The 18,958-nt window shown below is 32.9% G+C and carries 18 protein-coding genes and 1 riboswitch; of the genes, 1 reads left to right on the top strand and 17 read right to left on the bottom strand.

Annotation, left to right across the window (positions count from 1 at the left end):
* Window positions 1–26: 26 nt before the first annotated feature.
* From glgP to nadA, 14 genes are all read right to left on the bottom strand, one after another.
* Window positions 27–2,540, bottom strand: a complete 2,514-nt coding sequence (glgP, locus tag BM077_RS09330) for an alpha-glucan family phosphorylase (RefSeq protein ID WP_089749598.1) — start codon at window positions 2,538–2,540, stop codon at window positions 27–29.
* 228 nt (window positions 2,541–2,768) lie between these two features.
* Window positions 2,769–4,184, bottom strand: a complete 1,416-nt coding sequence (gene nhaC / locus BM077_RS09325; protein ID WP_089749599.1) for a Na+/H+ antiporter NhaC — start codon at window positions 4,182–4,184, stop codon at window positions 2,769–2,771.
* A gap of 255 nt (window positions 4,185–4,439) precedes the next feature.
* Window positions 4,440–5,651, bottom strand: a complete 1,212-nt coding sequence (locus BM077_RS09320; protein ID WP_089749600.1) for a cation:proton antiporter — start codon at window positions 5,649–5,651, stop codon at window positions 4,440–4,442.
* A gap of 44 nt (window positions 5,652–5,695) precedes the next feature.
* Window positions 5,696–6,916 carry a cation:proton antiporter gene (locus tag BM077_RS09315; RefSeq protein ID WP_089749602.1) on the bottom strand — a complete coding sequence of 407 codons (1,221 nt, stop codon included), beginning with the start codon at window positions 6,914–6,916 and terminating at the stop codon, window positions 5,696–5,698.
* 216 nt (window positions 6,917–7,132) lie between these two features.
* Window positions 7,133–7,405, bottom strand: coding sequence for a late competence development ComFB family protein (locus tag BM077_RS09310; RefSeq protein WP_089749604.1), 273 nt, complete (start codon window positions 7,403–7,405; stop codon window positions 7,133–7,135).
* 155 nt (window positions 7,406–7,560) lie between these two features.
* Window positions 7,561–8,499, bottom strand: a complete 939-nt coding sequence (locus BM077_RS09305; RefSeq protein WP_089749605.1) for a sensor histidine kinase — start codon at window positions 8,497–8,499, stop codon at window positions 7,561–7,563.
* A gap of 215 nt (window positions 8,500–8,714) precedes the next feature.
* On the bottom strand, window positions 8,715–9,830 hold the full coding sequence (thiH, locus tag BM077_RS09300) for a 2-iminoacetate synthase ThiH (RefSeq protein WP_089749608.1): 1,116 nt from the start codon (window positions 9,828–9,830) through the stop codon (window positions 8,715–8,717).
* A complete protein-coding gene (locus tag BM077_RS09295) occupies window positions 9,831–10,613 on the bottom strand; it encodes a thiazole synthase (RefSeq protein ID WP_089749610.1) in 783 nt (260 codons plus the stop codon).
* A gap of 2 nt (window positions 10,614–10,615) precedes the next feature.
* Entirely contained in the window at window positions 10,616–10,816 is a 201-nt protein-coding gene (gene thiS / locus BM077_RS09290; RefSeq protein WP_089749612.1) for a sulfur carrier protein ThiS, read from the bottom strand.
* 100 nt (window positions 10,817–10,916) lie between these two features.
* Window positions 10,917–11,012: riboswitch (TPP riboswitch) on the bottom strand.
* Window positions 11,013–11,079: 67 nt separating this feature from the next.
* Window positions 11,080–12,015: a DUF421 domain-containing protein gene (locus BM077_RS09285; RefSeq protein ID WP_089749613.1), complete on the bottom strand. Its 936-nt coding sequence runs from the start codon at window positions 12,013–12,015 to the stop codon at window positions 11,080–11,082.
* Window positions 12,016–12,337: 322 nt separating this feature from the next.
* A complete protein-coding gene (locus BM077_RS09280; RefSeq protein ID WP_089749615.1) occupies window positions 12,338–12,838 on the bottom strand; it encodes an ECF transporter S component in 501 nt (166 codons plus the stop codon).
* 98 nt (window positions 12,839–12,936) lie between these two features.
* Window positions 12,937–13,776 (bottom strand): carboxylating nicotinate-nucleotide diphosphorylase, encoded by an 840-nt coding sequence (gene nadC, locus BM077_RS09275; RefSeq protein WP_089749617.1) that lies wholly within the window; start codon window positions 13,774–13,776, stop codon window positions 12,937–12,939.
* Window positions 13,763–15,382, bottom strand: a complete 1,620-nt coding sequence (gene nadB / locus BM077_RS09270) for an L-aspartate oxidase (protein WP_089749619.1) — start codon at window positions 15,380–15,382, stop codon at window positions 13,763–13,765. The genes nadC and nadB overlap by 14 nt, the downstream gene beginning before the upstream one ends.
* Window positions 15,383–15,395: 13 nt before the next feature.
* Window positions 15,396–16,304, bottom strand: coding sequence for a quinolinate synthase NadA (gene nadA / locus BM077_RS09265; protein ID WP_090095237.1), 909 nt, complete (start codon window positions 16,302–16,304; stop codon window positions 15,396–15,398).
* A 234-nt stretch (window positions 16,305–16,538) separates the two neighbouring features.
* On the opposite strand from nadA, the gene BM077_RS09260 reads away from it, so the two are divergent.
* Window positions 16,539–16,754, top strand: coding sequence for a hypothetical protein (locus BM077_RS09260; RefSeq protein ID WP_089749622.1), 216 nt, complete (start codon window positions 16,539–16,541; stop codon window positions 16,752–16,754).
* A gap of 9 nt (window positions 16,755–16,763) precedes the next feature.
* On the opposite strand, the gene BM077_RS09255 is transcribed toward BM077_RS09260, so the two are convergent.
* The 3 genes from BM077_RS09255 to BM077_RS09245 all read right to left on the bottom strand — a co-directional run bounded on the left by BM077_RS09255 (window position 16,764) and on the right by BM077_RS09245 (window position 18,822).
* A complete protein-coding gene (locus BM077_RS09255; RefSeq protein WP_089749624.1) occupies window positions 16,764–17,282 on the bottom strand; it encodes a transcription repressor NadR in 519 nt (172 codons plus the stop codon).
* Between the two features lie 79 nt (window positions 17,283–17,361).
* A complete protein-coding gene (locus BM077_RS09250) occupies window positions 17,362–17,955 on the bottom strand; it encodes a DNA-3-methyladenine glycosylase (protein ID WP_089749626.1) in 594 nt (197 codons plus the stop codon).
* A 30-nt stretch (window positions 17,956–17,985) separates the two neighbouring features.
* On the bottom strand, window positions 17,986–18,822 hold the full coding sequence (locus tag BM077_RS09245; protein WP_255361609.1) for a DUF4349 domain-containing protein: 837 nt from the start codon (window positions 18,820–18,822) through the stop codon (window positions 17,986–17,988).
* Window positions 18,823–18,958: the final 136 nt, after the last annotated feature.

Genomic DNA, 18,958 nt, shown 5'->3' with positions numbered 1-18,958 from the left:
TATTAAAAGTTACCAAATTTATATGACTACTCCCATCTAATCAGTCCTAATTCATGTTTATTAGTTAATTTTGATTCATTTGGTACTACCCTAAAAGTATATCTATATTCCTCTTTTACATCTGTTATAATGGAATAAAGATATAAGTTATTCTGTAATTCTTCTTTTAAATTCGTAGGTATAATAATTGCTTGCCTCTCAATATCATTAGATATTGCATATAACTCAACAGTTACATCCTTAGGAATTAAGTTGCCTAGCTTAACCTTCAATTCAAACCTTCTTTTATCTATAGTACCATTAACTTGTTTAGAAGCAATAACTTCTACTTGCTCCCAGTTTTCATATAACTTATTCTTCCAATTTGAAAACTCTTTAGCTTTACAATAATTATCTTCTTTAAATTTATTACCTCGTTTAATAGCCGGAGTATATAATTGCGTAATATATTCCTCCATCATTCGATCAGTACTATATTGATAGCCATTAGATATCATAGATTCTTTCATATAATCTATCCATAAATTAGAAAAACCCTCTTCATTAAAATCATAATATAAAGGAATTATCTCCTCTTCTAAAGTCTCATATAATGAAATACTATCAATTAAGTCTTGTTCTTTTGAATCTCTATAATCTTTTTCATCTTGACTCCCAATAACCCAACCATTCTTTTCATTGTATCCTTCACACCACCAACCATCTAAAACACTAAAGTTTAACCCACCATTAATTGCTGCTTTCTGACCACTAGTACCACTAGCCTCTAAAGGTCGTCTTGGATTATTTAACCAAAGATCTACCCCTTGAATTAATAGACGAGCTAAATGCATATCATAATCCTCTAAAAAAACTATCTTCCCTTTGAACTCTTCCGTTTGCGCTATATCATAAATCTTCTTAATTAATTCCTTACCAGCATCATCTGCTGGATGGGCCTTGCCAGCAAAGATAATCTGAACTTCTCTTCCAGTATTATTAAAAATTCTATTTAATCTCTCTAAATCCTTAAAGATTAAATCAGCCCGCTTATAAGTAACAAAACGTCGAGCGAATCCAATTGTCAGGGTATCTTTATCTAATAATCGCTTATCTTCTTGTTTCCCGTGTTTCATTAATAATTGATTATTAATGAAATTAATTAACTTAACCTTTAACCTGTAGTGTATCTGCCAAAAATCCTTAGCTGGAATAGTACGGATCCTCTCCCAAACTTTCTTTTCTGAAATTCGCTCTTGCCAATTATTTGGAAGATAGTTATTAAAAACCTCTTTCCATTCTGATGCTAACCAAGTCAAAGTATGAATCCCATTCGTAACATAAGTAATCGGATTTTCTTTGCTCGGAACCCCATCCCAAACTTCTTTCCACATCTCACTAGCAACTTGGCCATGAAGTTTACTAACCCCATTATTAAATCGTGCTAAATGTAAACCAAGAATTGTTAAACAGAAACCTTCATCCTCAGAGTCTATTTGACCTAATTGCATAAATTCTTTCTTAGTCAAACCTAATTTTTGCCAATAACCAGCAAAGTATTTCTCTTTTAAATCAATAGAAAAAGTTTCATTACCAGCAGGCACAGGAGTATGGGTAGTAAATAGAGTATTAACAGCTACCGCTTCTACTGCTTCATTAAAGCTTAATCCTTCTACCTTCATTAAATGAATAATCCTTTCTAAACCTAAGTATGCGGAATGTCCTTCATTCATGTGCCATAATAATGGTGAATATCCCATTGCATCTAAGGCTTTAACACCACCTATACCTAAAATGATTTCTTGTGAAATACGTACTTCCTGATCTGAATAATAGAGCTGTGAAGTTAACTTCCTATCCGATTCCGTATTAATCGCTAAATCTGTATCTAATAGATAGATAAGAATTCTCCCCACTTCAACCCTCCATATTTTAACCCACACCTTACGACCAACTAAGTCAAGATTAATTAATAAGTCTTTCCCCTCATTATCTTTAACAGGAGTTACTGGTAAATAATCAAAATTAAGTTTAGGATAAGATTCCTCTTGCCAACCATTCTTATTAATCTTCTGTTTGAAATAACCATGATGATACAACAATCCTACTCCTACAAATGGTAAATTAAAATCACTAGCCGTCTTACAGTAATCACCCGCTAAGACTCCTAAACCCCCAGAATATATTGGCAATGATTCATGTAAACCAAATTCAGCACAAAAATATGCAATTACTTCTCTATCATTCTCGTCTTGATTCTTTTCTTCTGCAAACCTAATACTATCCTGGTCTAAATAATCATTAAAATCATTAATAACCTGATGATACTTATTAATGAATTCCTTATCCTCCTTTAGCTCCTCTAATCTTTGACTATCAACTTTTACTAATAGCTCTACTGGATTCCTACTCACCTCTTCCCATAATTGACTATCAATTATCCTAAATAATGCTTTGGCTTCCAAATTCCAAGACCACCATAAATTATAAGCTAACCTCTCTAATCCTTCTATTTTATTTGGCAACTTAGAAGATAAAGATTTATTTACATTTATTCCCAATTATTTCACCTCTCCTTTTCATTATATTTACTAATAACTAAAACTATTACTTTCAATATTCAACATGCCTTCACTCATTAGTTCTTTATATATTTTCTATATTTATTAATCATTAATGGTATTATATGAGTCAAACTTAAAAAATGTTTTATTAAAAAGAAAAAGGGCTTTCAGATTTAAATTAAATCTGAAAGCCCTTTAACTATTTTTAATAATATTCATATCAAACTATATTGTTTTTGGAGTCTCTGAATTTACGATTTTTACATCATTAGCTTCTTCAATAGTTATATTCATAAATCCATAAATCATCGAAATAATTGGTACAGTTAAATTAAAAAATGCATATGGTACATAAGCCCAAGTATCTACACCTAAAGTAGAAGCCATATAAGCTCCTCCGGCTGTCCATGGAATTAAGACTGCTGTTAAGGTACCGCTATCTTCTAATACTCTAGACAGATTCTTAAGATGTAGTCCTTTTTGTTCATAGGCTGCCTTATACATCTTACCAGGAACAATAATTGATAAAAATTGATCTCCTAATAAAGCATTAGCACCGATACAAGCTATAATATTACTAGCAATCAACTTACCAGTTGTATTAGCCAAAGATAATATCTTATTTACGATAACTTCTAACACAGAAATCTTATCAAGTACCCCCCCAAAAGCTAAAGCACATAAAATAAGAGATACAGTCCACATCATACTATCTAAACCACCACGTGTTAATAAACTATCGACTACTTTCACTCCTGTTTCACTACTATATCCATAATGCATAGCATTAATAACTCCTGAAAAACTAGCACTCTGAAATAACATAGCAAAGACTCCACCTATTAACGAACCGGATATTAAAGTTGGAATGGCTGGTAAACGCATTGCTGCCATAATAATTACTGCCACTGCCGGTAACAACATCCAAATATTAATAGTAAAAGTCTGATTTAGAGTATTTAAAATTAAGTTTATCTTTTCAGTATCAAGATTTTCAGCTCCAAACCTACTTCCTAAAATTGCGTATAAAATCAATGAAATTATCAAAGCCGGTGTTGTAGTATAGAACATATGCTTAATATGTTCGAACAAATTACTCCCAGCCATCGCCGAAGCCAAATTAGTAGTATCTGATAATGGCGACATCTTATCACCAAAATAAGAACCAGAAATAATTGCTCCTGCTACCATTGGTAGCGGAATCCCTAAACCTTGTCCAATACCAATTAAAGCAATCCCAATCGTTCCTGCTGTTGTCCATGAACTACCACTAGCCACTGAAACTACAGCACAAATCAAAGTTGTTGCTACTAAAAATATCTTTGGCGATAAAAGCTGCATTCCATAATAGATCATTGTTGGTACTGTCCCGCTTAAAATCCAAGTACCAATTACTATACCGATAATTAATAAGATAATAATCGAACCCATAGCCACATTTATACCATCCAATAAACCTTCTTCAATCTCTTGCCATTCAAACCCTAACCATACACCTAAACAACTGGCTAGCATAGTTCCTAAGACTAGAGGAATATGTGGGTCAATTCCCAAAAATACTATTCCTGTAAATAATAAAAGTGCGGTTATTATAATCGGTAATATTGCTGCAAAAAAACTTGGTCTTCTTTTCTCTTCCATCATTCTTCCCCCTATTTAACATTATATTAATTTAATACTTTAACCTACTAAATTATAACGAAAAAATGATATAATGACAAACGTCATCTAGCTTATATAAGTTAGTTTAGCTATCTAAACCTCTTTTTTAAGCCAAATTACTACCTTTTTTTCAGTTTAATACTTTACTCTAATAAAGATTCATTAAATTAAAAGACCGCTATTAGTTAAAACTAATAGCGGTCTTATTAAAGGGGAGTTACTTTATAATCTATATTAAGCACATATAGTGCTTGTTTTCTCAGTCAATGAAGAATCTTCAAACTCTTGATTTATTTCTCCTGCTTTTTCCAATGCAAACTTAGCCGCTAATGGTCCAATTAATTCACTGACTGCTACAGAAGCTAAAACAAGCGAAGTTAGAATTTCATTAAATTGTGGAAAAGCCTCTGCAGCAACAAATACTAATCCAACTCCTACTCCTGCCTGAGGAATTAGTCCTAAGCCTAAATAGCGTCGTACCTTTGTAGATGCTTTTGAAACTGTTGCTCCTGTCCAAGAACCTAAAATTTTGCCTATCATCCTAGAAGCTATAAAAGCGATTCCAAGTACTCCAGTATTAAATAATGCACCTAACTGCAACTCTGCTCCCGCTAAAGTAAAGAAGGCAACAAAAATTGGTACTTCAGCTACTTCAATCACTTCTCTAATTTCATGCTGAGAGTTGAAAAAATTAGTAAGAGTAAAACCAGCCACCATATTAACTAATAAAGGAGATAAATGATACATATCTGCTAATTCCATATCAAGTAACACAGTAGTCAATACAATTAATAGATACTCTTTCTTTAATCTAGTTCGATGAGCTAAAAAAGCAAGTATTTTAGCAATTATCAACCCTGCAATTATCGAACCAAATATTTCAATAAACGGCTGCCCTATCATACTAAGTAATGAGCCACCACCATTAATTAAGACTTGATCTACTGCTAGCACTAATCCAAACAATATTATACAGACTGCATCATCAATAGCAATAGTCGCTAACAAAGTACTAGTAAAAGGTCCTTTAGCTTTACATTCTTCAATGACTGCAGTAGTAGCTGCTGGTGCAGTTGCTGAAGCAATTGCACTTAAAATTAATGCTAAAGGTAGTGCAACACCAAATAATAGCATAACGCTAAGTACGACTATAAAAGTTCCTAGAAATTGAAAGAACGTTATACTTATAATAGTGGAACCTAACCTTTTCAATTCATCTATAATCAACTCTTCACCTATCGTTAAAGCTATTAATCCTAAACCTAAGTTTGTAATTGGAGCTAATGCTTCAACATATTCATGAGTCTGAATTCCTAAAACGGATTCACCAAATACCACTCCTGTTAATATATACCCTGTAATCGACGGAATTCCCATTCTTTTAAAAAGATTTCCTACTATAAACCCAGAAAACAACATCAAGCTAAATGATAAAACTATGTTCATAATATCTACCCCCTTTGGACTAACCTAACACAATGTAATTCTAACTAAGCATGTATTGGGTCTGTTTTTTCATCTAAAGAATATTCGTCACCCTTTTGACCTTCATTAATTTCACCAGATTTAATAAGTGCACTCTTGATAGCTAAAGGTCCAATTAGTGCATTTATAGCTACAGACGTTAGGATTATTGACGTAACTATTGAACCTATTTCAGGAAATTTTTCTGAAACCACAATGGCTAAACCGATCCCAACACCAGCTTGTGGGATTAATCCCCAACCTAAATAATTAGAAACTACTTGTGGAGAACTTGAAACTTTTGCTCCTACCCAAGTTCCTAATAACTTCCCAACAATTCTAGTAACAACATAACCAATCCCAATTAGACCAACTTGCGATAAGACTGCAAAATTCAACTCTGCTCCTGCTAAGGTAAAGAAAGCAATAAAGAGTGGTACTTCTATAGCTTCAATAACTTCCTTAATCTCATGACGACAATCAAAGAAATTAGTTAAAGCAAATCCAGCAACGATATTAACTAATAATGCTGATAAATGGAGATAACTAGCTAATTCTATATCAATAAATATTATAGCTAATACAACTAATAGATAATCTTTTTCTAATTTAGTATGATGAGCAAAATAGTGTAGAATCCAAGCAATTATTAGCCCTAAGATAACTGAACCAGCAACTTCAATTATCGGTTCACCTAATAGGCTTAATAACGAACCTTCTGCACTTCCCATTAAGCTTGCCACTAATGCCATAATTCCACCAAAAAAGATAATTGATGCTACATCGCCAACTGCAATAGTAGCTAATAATGTATTAGTTAATGGCCCTTTAGCTTTATACTCTTCAATAACTGCTACAGCTTCTGCTGGAGCATTTGCGGAAGCAATAGCTCCTAAGATTAAAGCTAAAGGCAGACTTACACCTAATAGAAGTAATCCTCCAGCAACTAAACCAAAAGTAATTAATAATTGAAAAAAACTAATACTTAAAATACTCTTACCGATATTCTTTAAATCCTTAATTAATAACTCTTCACCTACAGTTAATGAAATAACTCCTAAACCTAAGCTAGTAATGGGAGCTAGACTTTTAACGTATTCATGAGTCTGAATTCCTAACACCGCTTCACCAAAGATAATTCCAGTTAAAATATAGCCAGTCACTGTTGGAATTCCAATCTTTTCAAATAAATTTCCGATAATAAATCCAGATAGTAACATTAAACTAAATGATAATAATAGATTCATTAGTATATCGCCCCCTTATTTATATTATGAATAAAGAAATATTTTTTATTTTTATCTCATCTTCAATTGCATTGTACCATTAAATTTAGAAATAAGATATAAAATATTTTAGCTCTTCCTATAATTTTTTTAGGGATACTAGTTAAAACAAAAAAGCTTCCCTCTAATTAAATTAGAGAGAAGCCTTAATTAAACTTTTATATTTAAATTTTCATCTTACCTATCATGATGTGGTCGTTTACTCACCTTTTTAGCTGCATTTACTATCGCTCTTAATATATCAAGCTTAGTCTGTTCACTAGGAAGGTCAACACTACTAATGACTACTTTACCCTCTTCACTTCCAGCATACCTCGGTCGTAAATTACTAAGTGCTAAAGCAGTTATGTCATCTTGGCATTGTTGACAAGTACATAAATCATCTTTTTCTTCTAAATATTTAATAACTTCCTCACTTACCTGGTCTTCTAGTAAATTTCCACTAACCATCCCTTATTCTTCCTCCCCTTTATAACTATCTATTTTAAGATAATCTTTTTCATAATTAACCTTAGTTAGGTACTCAAATAAATTTAATACTATTTCTTATTTATAATTTCGATATAAAGTTTAAAAACCCCTTTAAAAAATGGCAAATTAATTATCTATCTTGGTAGATACACCATAAATTTTGTTCCTTCTTCACAACTATTTACTTCTATCTTACCTCCATGCTCCTCTACAATCTTTTTACAAGTGCTTAAACCTAAACCGGTTCCATAATCTTTTGTAGTATAAAAAGGATTGAAAATTTCTGCTAATACTTCGTCTTTTATTCCTGGACCATTGTCACTAATAATAATTGTATTGTAGTCTTTGTCCGCTGTAGGTTTAACTTCAATCTTTATCTTCTTATCATAAGTATTATTGGCATCATCAAACGCTTCTATAGCATTCTTAATAATATTTAATAAGACTTGCTTAACATGCTCAAAACTACAACAAACATATCTTTTTTGCTTAAGTGTATAATTAATTTCAACTTCTTCTGCCTCACACTCCTGCTCTATTAGAAATAAGGTCTCTTCAATCACATCATTAAGAAGCACTTTACTATCATCTAGCTTCGTATTCTTTTTATATTCTAAAAAGTCATTAGCTAATATATTTAAATAATCTATTTCATTGATTAATTTCTTTAAATAGTCAATCATTTCACCACAATTACATTCGTCATTATTCAGTTTTAACTTAATGAGTTGTGCCATCCCCCGTATATTAGTTAATGGATTCTTAAATTCATGGGCTAGGCTAGCTATCGTTACTTCACTATCTTCACTTATGCTCGCTCTAAAACCTAAGGCCAAATGACCATAAATTTCTTCCTTATTATTAAGTAAAGGCTCTAAAGTAAACTTCATATCTATCTCATATTCTATATTATCTTTAATCCTCTCTATTACTTCATCGACCTTTTTACCAATCACACTTTCCGCATCTTCATTTAAGGTTTTACTTACTAAAAAGTTATATTTCTTTACTCTTCCGTCAGTATCCAACACTAAAGCCAAAACATCACTCTTACTTTCTTCCTTTAATGCCATTGCCCCATCCCCTTACAAAACTATTCTTATTTAAGTATTTATATCACTATATATATATGTTTAGACATATTTTATTTAATTCCTGTCTATTACCATAATTTAACTATATTTTTCTTTAAATCGTACTTACTTCAACAGTATTAAGAAAGTTCCCTAATTTAAAGTTCCTATATAGTTCAAAAAGACCTACTTTTTAACAAAAGTAGGTCTTCATCTTAAAATATATGCCAATTCTTAAATACAGGTTGATATCCCTGCTTATGTAACATAGTTGTAACTTCATTAACAGTTCTATTGTCGGAAATTTCAAACTGACAAGTATCATCATCTAACTCTGTATTTGATTCTGCATAACCTCCGACACTAGTCTTAGCATTTGCTGACATCTTAGTAATTCCTAATGATATTAAGTTATCTCTTAAACTAGCTCTCTCTCTAGTAGAAATATTTAATCCTGCTCGCGGTAAGAATAACCTAGATGCCAATAAGATCTGTACTAAATTCTCATCTTCAACTTTAGACTCCGGTTGGAAAGAACCTAAATGTGGCCTCATCCGCGGAACAGAAAGACTCACTTCTACATCTAAGTAATTATTCTGCAAATATTCTGCATGAATACCAGTAAAGAAGGCCTCTTTACGCCAGTCCTCCAAGCCTAATAAAGCACCGATATTCACCGCTCTCATGCCTGCTTTACAACCCCGTTCTGGCGCATCTAAACGAAAATGATAATTCCTTTTCGGTCCCGCTATATGGAGTCTATCATACTGTTCTTGATTATAAACCTCTTGATAAATTGTTAAACTATCAACACCAGCAGCTATTAATTCTTCATATTCGTCAATTTCAAGAGGATAAATCTCAATTGCTATCGAATCAAAGTAATCAGTTAAAAGTTCTACAGCTTCTTTAATATACTTTACTGGTGTCTTCTTTCTTGATTCCCCAGTCAAAATCAAAATATGTCTAAAACCCATATTAGCTATAGCTTCAGCTTCTTTAGCAATTTCTGATAGATTTAACTTCTTACGCTCTATGTTTTCTTTAACATTAAAGCCACAATAAAGACATTGATTAACACAATAATTAGCTAAATAGAGCGGAGTATATAGAAAAACAACTTTACCAAAATGCTTAAGAGTTAATTTCTGCGCTTTTTGCGCCATAAGCTCCAAATATTTTTCTGCTTTAGGCGATAGAAGTGCCAAATAATCTAACGTATTTAATCGTTCTTGATTTAAAATTTCTTCAATATCATCGTCATTCAATTGCTTCCAATAACCAGCAAAATCAAAATCTTCCCATTTTAAATACTTATCATAAAAACTCATTTAATCATTAGCTCCTTCGTTTAAAAAACCGGTTAATGGTGAAGATGCTGAAGCATATTTTTTAGTTCTGCCTAAGCCTGCTAAATAAGCCTTGTGACCAGCTTCTACTGCCTGACCAAAAGCTTCTCCAATAATCACTGGATCATTAGCTGTTGCAACCGCTGTATTAACTAAAACAGCCTCCGCACCTAATTCCATAGCTTCCGCAGCATCAGAAGGCTTTCCAATTCCTGCATCTACAATAATCGGCACCTCAATCTCTTCAATTAAAATTCTAACTAACTCTTTAGTTCGTAACCCTCTATTTGTTCCAATCGGAGCCCCTAAAGGCATTACGGCTGCTGCTCCTACCTTCTCTAGCTCTTTAGCTACCATTAAATCAGGGCTCATATAAGGTAGTACTGTAAAGCCTTCCTTTACTAATATCTCCGTAGCCTTAATCGTTTCATAATTATCCGGCAGTAGATATTTATTATCTGAAATCACTTCAATCTTAACCCAATCACCACATCCAGCAGCTCTAGCAATTTTGGCAATCTTAACTGCTTCTTCAGCATTTCTTGCTCCCGAAGTATTAGGCATTAATATACAATCATCAGGTATGTAATTAATAATATTCTCCTCTTGCGCTTCAAAATTCATCCTTCTTAAGGCTACAGTTACAACCTGTGCCTTTGAATTTTCAATTACTTGTGGAATCAAACTCTTATCTGGAAACTTACCAGTTCCAAGAAATAGCCGACTCCCAACTTCTTGTCCATCAATGATTAATTTAGCTGTCATCTTTATCCCCCTCCTACAAATTTTAATACTTCTAAATTGTCATTAGCTACTAAAATTATCTCGTCTACGTCTTCACCATCTATGATTTCACCATTATATTGAATGACTATGTTCTCTGGGTTTACACCTTTATTTTCAAGGTACTGTAAAATAGTAATTTCTTCATTAATTTCTTCCTCTTTTCCATTAACCTTAATTAACATCAATTTCCTCCTTCCAGCACTAAATATAAAAAGAGTACAACTCCACGCAGGAATTGTACTCTTAACATTCAATCTCTTAACATTGAATAATAATATACCATCATTTAAGTACTAACTTTCCTACGCTGGTCTTAACCAGTCCAGGTTCAAAGGGTATAATCTCAGCTCCAAAAAAGGAGCACCCCTAGTCCATATTTAATTATAATCTAATTAGATTATAACAAATTAGCTATCTCCTTGCAACAAAAATTCCTTACTTAATATTACTGGTTTGATTTAACCTTTATTTCTTGTTCAATTACTACTTCATTAATCTCTGTAAAATCATCAACTCCCAACCACTCTTCAAGTTCAGACTTAGAAATATGGGCTTCCCTCAAACCTTTAGTCTGGATTTTATGATTCTGAACTAAATATATCTTTCTTTTATCTCTTACTAATTCTTTATTAGCTAAATTCGCTTGCTCTGACTTCTGTTCTTTAATTTCTTTATCTCTTTGTGCTTGATTATTATTTCTACTAGCTTCATCAACTGGATTACGGTAATTCAAGTATAATTCATCATTCTGATCATCAACAAAAGCGTAAATTATCTCTTTAATATTATCTATTCCTTTTTCTTGTAATTTTTCTTGTAACCATTCTTCATCTCGATTTACTAGCTGCAGATTTCGTTTCTGAATAATTCCATCGATAATTATAGCCATCGGCACCCCTTCATATTTAGCTTCAATATCTAAATCTCCTAAAGTAGCAGGCCGCGCAGAAGGAACAGGAATAACACTAACAGACCCAGTAGGTTCTAATATAGCAAAATCGATTTCAGTCAACTTAGAATAGCCAGCTGTTCTTAAAATTGAAATAAGCTGCATCAAAGAAAGATGCTCTTTTTCTAAATTATCTTCAATAATTTTACCATGTTTAATTAAAATGCTAGGCTCACCTAAAAAGAACTTATTCATGGTTTGATTTAAAGTTAACTTAGCAAAGATTAGATAGAAGACTACTACAGCTACCACACGTATAATGGTAGGGATAAATTCCGTAGTAATCAAAGGTTCAGCAGCTACAGTACCAATAATAAATATAGCAACTAAATCATAGGGAGTCAATTGAATAATAGTAGACTTTCCCATCAAACGCATTAGTCCTATAGTAAGAATGAACATTATAAATATTTTCAGTAGTATATCTAGCATCACATATCACCTTTTAACTTATATAGATTAAGATTCAATTATAAACTAACTATATGATTAGAACACAAAAAGGTCATATTGAGCAAATTATACATTTTTCGGTCAACATCTTGGTGAGTAGGAGCCGAAAATATGGCCGAACCACAGGACGTGGTGAGCTAATCTCAGGACAGGACGTCCTATAGATTAGGAAGCCTTATTTTTGGCGGATACGAACCTTAGATGTTTCGAAAAATGTATTCTGCCGCGAAAGGTGACCTTTTTGTGGTTGTACCACTATATAAGTATTATTAAGCATTAGTCTAATTTTTATTAAAATAAACTATGCCTTTATCTCATTATCACTAACTTCTAATTTCCAACCTAACATACGCACTACAGCTAAAGCAATCATCGCATCTACTGCATGATGTAAGACAGTACCTACTCCGATTACTACTCCAGCTTTATACAAAGAAAATCCAAAAGGAATTACTACTAAGGCTTCTCCTAAAGCATGAATTGGAATTGTCAATAAATAAGCACTAATAATTGAATTCCCTTTCTTAATCCACAAAGCTCCTATTACTCCAAAGATAATATGCATTGCTGCCCTAGCAGCAATCGTTGGTCCTAAAATTACTAAGAAGCCTAAAGTTGAGCCAATCCCTACTAACCCAGCCACTAAAGGACTAATCACCATCGCAATCAAACTCGGCACATGAGAAGCAAGAGTTGCCGAAAAAGGCGGAATATAGACCCGCAAATAACCTCCAAACATCAATGGAATAGCCAAAGCTAAAGCTGTTAATAAAGCACCATAAACTAATTCTTTTATCTTCATCTTTAAATCCCTCCATTAATTATATCTTGCATAATCAATTGATTGTACTCGAAAGTTAACTTTTTAGCTGATATTACTCATAGTTAAAAATCTTTTAACTATACTTTAAGATCTAAATTAATATCCAATGACTTAATAGTATGAGTCAGAGTTCCTAATGAAATAACATCTACTCCTGTTGCTGCTACTTCTTTAATCGTTGCCGCAGTAATGCCCCCGGAAGCTTCAACAATTGTCTGATTATCAACCAACTCTACAGCTTCTTTCATTAAGCCTGTTGACATATTATCTAACATAATAATATCAGCATTGACAGCCACAGCTTCCTTTACCTCATCTAAACTTTCTGTCTCTACTTCTATCTTCATTGTATGAGGAACGTTAGTCCGAGCTTTCTCGACTGCTTCTTTTATTCCACCAGCAGCACTAATATGGTTATCCTTAATCATTACTGCATCGTAGAGTCCTAAGCGATGATTATCTCCTCCACCGACTTGTACAGCATACTTCTCTAAGATACGCAATCCAGGAGTAGTCTTTCTGGTATCCACAATTCTCACATCATAATCACCAACTAACTCTTCATATTTTGCAGTCTTAGTCGCAATTCCTGACATACGCTGTAAAAAGTTAAGAGCTAATCTTTCCGCAGTTAAAATCGATTTAGCCTTTCCTCTAACTTGAGCAATTTCAGTACCTGACTTAACATAATCCCCTTCTGCCGCTAATGATTGAAACTTAATTTCGTTGTCAATACTTTGAAATACTAATTTAGCCACTTCTAAACCAGCAATTACTCCAGATTCTTTAGCTAGTAAAATTCCTTCTCCCATACAATCTTCATTAACGACCGCTTCAGTTGTAATATCACCGGTCCAAATATCCTCATTAATAGCATTATCGATTATCTCTAACACTTTCTTCTTATTTAAATTCAATCTCTAACGCCTCCCAGTCTTGCTCTCTTTGTAAGACAATATGTTTCTGCCACTTAACTTTACTCTCAGGAAAGTCTTTACGATAATGTGCCCCTCTGCTCTCTTTCCGAATTAAAGCGGATTTAACTACTAAATAAGCTAAAATAATTAGATTCTGTACCTCAAAATTTATCGTCTCTTTACAATTTATATTTAAGTATTTAAATAAACCATTTAATCTATCCATTCCCTGCTGAAGCCCATTATTATCTCGCACTATCCCTACATTTTCAGTCATTAATTTTTGTATCTCATCTTTAATCACCGTTAATGATTTTGATGATAACTCTTGACTATCATTACTAAGCTTTAAATTATCAAAATTTATATCTAGATCTTCAATATACTCTTTTGCTCTTTTAGCTACCCTTTTTCCATAAACAATTCCATCTAATAATGAATTACTAGCTAACCTATTAGCTCCATGTAGACCTAATGAAGCAGTTTCTCCACAAGCATATAACCCCTTTAAATTAGTCTCACCATGGGTATTAGTCTTAACTCCTCCCATACTGTAATGAGCAGCCGGTACTACTGGAATATACTCTTTAGTTATATCAATACCGTTTTCAAGACAGGTATTATAAATAGTTGGAAAACGTTCTTTAATAAATTCAGCATCTAACTTTGTTACATCAAGATATACGTATGCTTGATTATCACTTTGCATCTCACGATAGATAGCCCGAGCGACTATATCTCTAGGTGCTAATTCAGCTAAATTATGATATTTAGGCATAAAGCGTTCACCAGATTTATTCCTTAAAATAGCCCCTTCACCACGAACCGCCTCTGAAATTAAAAAGTTTTCTACTCCGTCTAACTGTAAAGTTGTCGGATGAAATTGAATGAATTCCAAATCCATAATTTCCACACCAGCACGATAGGCAATAGCAATTCCATCTCCAGTAGCTACTTTAGGATTAGAAGTTCTTTGATAAAGCTGCCCTAAACCGCCAGTAGCTAATACAACTACCTTCGCTAAATAAGCTAAATATTCATCATGCATTCTATCATAAACTAGAACACCATAACATCTACCGTCTTTAGTAAGTAGGTCAATAACAAATATTCCGGTCTGTAATTCGATTTGTGAATCATCTAAGATCTTTCGCATTAAAGTGCTTCTAATCTCAGTTCCTGTGGCGTCACCCCCGGCATGCAGAATTCTTCGACAACTATGAGCCCCTTCCTTAGTTAAGGCAATCTCTTCGCCATGACGATCAAAATTGACCTTTAAATCTAATAAGTCCTTAATCCTTTGACTGCCCTCATTAACTAAAATATTAACACCTTGAGGATTACATAGACCAGCACCAGCCTCTATTGTATCCTGATAGTGAAACTTAGGAGTATCATCTTCAGAAATTGCGGCGGCAATTCCACCTTGAGCATATTCCGTATTACAGTCTTGAGGTTCTTCTTTTGTCAATAAAATTACTTTCCCCTCATCACTCATATTCAAAGAACTAAATAATCCTGCAATTCCACTGCCAATCACTAAAAAATCAGTCTTAATTCTCTTAAGTTCTGCTAAATCAAAATTAACTAAATATCTAGGAATCATTCCTCTTCCTCCATTATCTACTTAACTCTAGCATTTTATCTAATGTTTCTTTTGCTCTAACCCTAATCTCTTCTTCTACTGTTATTCGATACTGCACATTCTCTAAAGCATCAGCTACATGTTTTAATGATGTTAACTTCATATTCTTACAGATTAAACCTTGATTTAAAATGTAAAAAGTCTTGTCCGGATTTTCGTTATTTAGACGATAAAGAATTCCCATTTCAGTACCAATAATGATTATTTCTGCATCAGATTCACTAGCAAACTTAAGAATCTGAGAAGTACTACCTACATAATCTGCAGCTTCAACTACCTCCGGTCTACATTCTGGATGCACAATAATTGGCGCTTCTGGATGTGCTTCCTTAACTTCATCTAAGTGATTAGCCTGCACTCGGTGATGAGTAATACAACGCCCTGCCCAAAGAATTACTTCTTTATCAGTCTGTTGTGATATGTAATGACCTAGATTATCATCAGGCACAAACAGAATTTGGTCATTATCAATCGACTCTACAATATTTAAAGCATTAGAAGAAGTACAACAGATATCACTCTCAGCCTTAACTGCTGCTGAAGAATTAACATAACAGACAACAGCAGCATCTGGGTACTCCTTCTTCTTTGCTCTTAATCCTTCAACAGTAACCATTTCTGCCATCGGACAACCGGCATTTCTTTCGGGAAGCAAAACAGTCTTATCTGGTGATAAAATAGCTGCACTTTCAGCCATAAAATCTACTCCACAAAATACAATTACATCCTCTTCTACTTCAGCTGCTTGCTGACTTAAACCTAATGAATCTCCAGTATAATCAGCAATAGCTTGTACCTCATCAATTTGATAATTATGAGCTAAAATAATCGCATTCTTCTCTTTCTTTAATCTTTCTATCTTCTTTACTAAATCAGAAGTCATAACTTCTCCTCCCTACAATCCCTTTCTTAATCTTAGTTTAACCAGTTTAAGCTTTACTATAATTGTATAATCTTGCTAACATAATTGTATATCCTAACTTATGTAATGTCAAGTGTCTTTACACCTGTAAGTAAAAAAATAATTCTCAATACATAACTTAGAGTCCTTAACCTCATACTAACTATGAGGAGATGTCTAGATATCAAAATACAATCTTTCCAAGGAGATGATAGAATGACCAAAAATAGCCACTATCTAGCAGATAATCAAACTAAAGAAATTCATGACTTAAGCAATCCAGTAATGGACTGTAAATTAGAAAAAATTAATAAAGAACATCTCATTTTTCTTCAATCAAATAAAGAATTAAAAGAATACTTAGAAAAAGGATATGATGGTTGTCCATTCTGTCTAAGAAACCATAGCCGCAAAGCTAAAAAAAGTAGTTAATTATTAACCTTAATAATCAGTTAATAAATAACCCTCTTCCTCTAACTTTGTCTCGATTAAATTAATCACCTCTTGATTTAAAGCTTCAATAGTATGTAAATGCACTCCTTCAGTTAAAGTTAATAAAGGTTTAACGGTATTGTTTTGATATTTATTAATAAAAGCATTTAAATCATCTTTAGATTGAATCATTAGCATCCCTTTTAATTCTCCATAGAGAGGATGTTCAATACTAACGTCTTTCACACGACCGCCGTACTTAATTATAGTTTCTAATTCATTTCTTATGTCAGACCCACTATGTTTACAAGCAATAGTTTTAGTCACCATCTTCGTACTTTTTTGCGGTAGAGTATATCCTTGAGAAGTAGCTAAAATTTCCGAACCTTGTGCTCTTAATAAAGCTACATCTTGAACAATAACCTGTCTACTTACTCCTAATTTTTTAGCTAACTGAGAACCTGTAATCGGTTTTTCAGCAGCTGTTAATAAGTTTTGTATTTCTTTTCGTCTTTCTTTAGCAGACATTGACTACACCTCCGTTTGATAGTAATTGGGTTAAGGTCAAGGTTGAGGTTAGAATTTAACCTCAGCCTTATCCTTAACCTTAACCCTTAGACACAAATTGATTCTCCTTAACATAAAAACGCCATAACTTATCTCGATACTCTTCAGCATAATCGATATTTATCCGCTTATCAGCAACTATTTCAACAACTTCGTCACTATCTTTAATATATAACTCTTGATTAGTCGTTAAATCGCAACCATTTAAACTACGGTCTATATCTAAAGCCTGACATAGTTTACCAGGGCCATTAGTTAGATCTTCTTTCTTTTTACTCTTAATTTGACGATTCTTCTTAATAATATCTAAACCATTAATCGGTTCTACTCCTCTTACTAAAACCGCCTCTGGTTTGCCCTCATCTCCTGCTACTACATTAAAACAGTTATACATACCATAGATTAAATAAACATAAGAAAATCCGCCTCGTTTAAACATTACTTCCGTTCGTTTAGTACGTTTATTTTGATAAGCATGACAGGCCTTATCTTCCGGACCTACATAAGCTTCGGTCTCTACTATCCTTGCTATAATCTGCTTACCACCTATTTCTCTTACTAATAGTTTACCTAATAGACCTTGGGCTAATTTTACTGCTCCCCATTTATTATAAAAATCTAACTCTAATCGCAAGCTTATGCCTCCTATGAATAAAATTCTATATTACTTATTTCTAAGTTTAAATAATTTATATATAACCCAAACAAAGACAAATATAAAGATTAACCATGGTAATAGTTCACCTATTAAAACAATTATAGCATTAATACTACCGATAAATCCTCTAATAGCACGTTTAAGACTTTCTACAATCCCTAAGTCAAAATCATTAATAACCGATTGTGGTTGAGAAATATTCACATTAATAGTTGAATAATTAATCTTATTATTATAATACTTCAATCTACCTTCTATCTGTTCAATATTAGTCCTCACTCGATTTAATTCTTTTTCAACTTTTAATATATCTTCAACTTCTTTAGCTTGATTTAAAAGCTTTAAATATCTTTCTTCCTGAGCCTTAAAGTTCTTTAATCTTGCTTGTAAATCAATATATTCAGCAGTTACATCTCTACCTCTAATCTGTTCACTCTTAAGTTCTCCTAATTCTTCAATCGCCACAATTATCTGCTGAAAATGCTTCTGTGGAATCCTTAACTTATAATGTCGGTACTCACGTTGACCTCCATTTTGCCACTTTCTAGAACTAGAAATATAGCCATTATACTTATCTAGAAGCTTACGAATCTCCTTAGTAGCTTCAGCTAAATTAGAGCTCTCTATCCTTATATCAGCCTCTTTAATTAGTTTTCTTTCTATAACTTGATCATCCATTTCTAATTTTGCTTGTTCTTGTGACATAAATTTTTCTGAAGCCTGTTTTGTAAGTACAGGTCTACTAACCCTTTGTGATTCTGATTGACAACCCGTTATTAATAATATCGACATTATTAATAGGCTAATTAAAACCACTTTTTTATTTATGGTAGCTTTTACCAAGTAAATCCACTCCCTCTTTGAATTAAAATATTCTATAATCATTATAACATCTGTTACTCTAAAAACAAAACCTTTTATGCAAACAATTAATTATAATTTCTCCTATTTATGGAATTTTAACTTTTACTCCAAACCC

This window comes from Candidatus Frackibacter sp. WG13, assembly GCF_900114655.1.
In the GTDB taxonomy this organism is placed as follows: domain Bacteria; phylum Bacillota; class Halanaerobiia; order Halobacteroidales; family Acetohalobiaceae; genus Frackibacter.
Note: the sequence above shows the minus strand (reverse complement) of the source record. Positions and strands in the feature narration are given on the sequence as shown.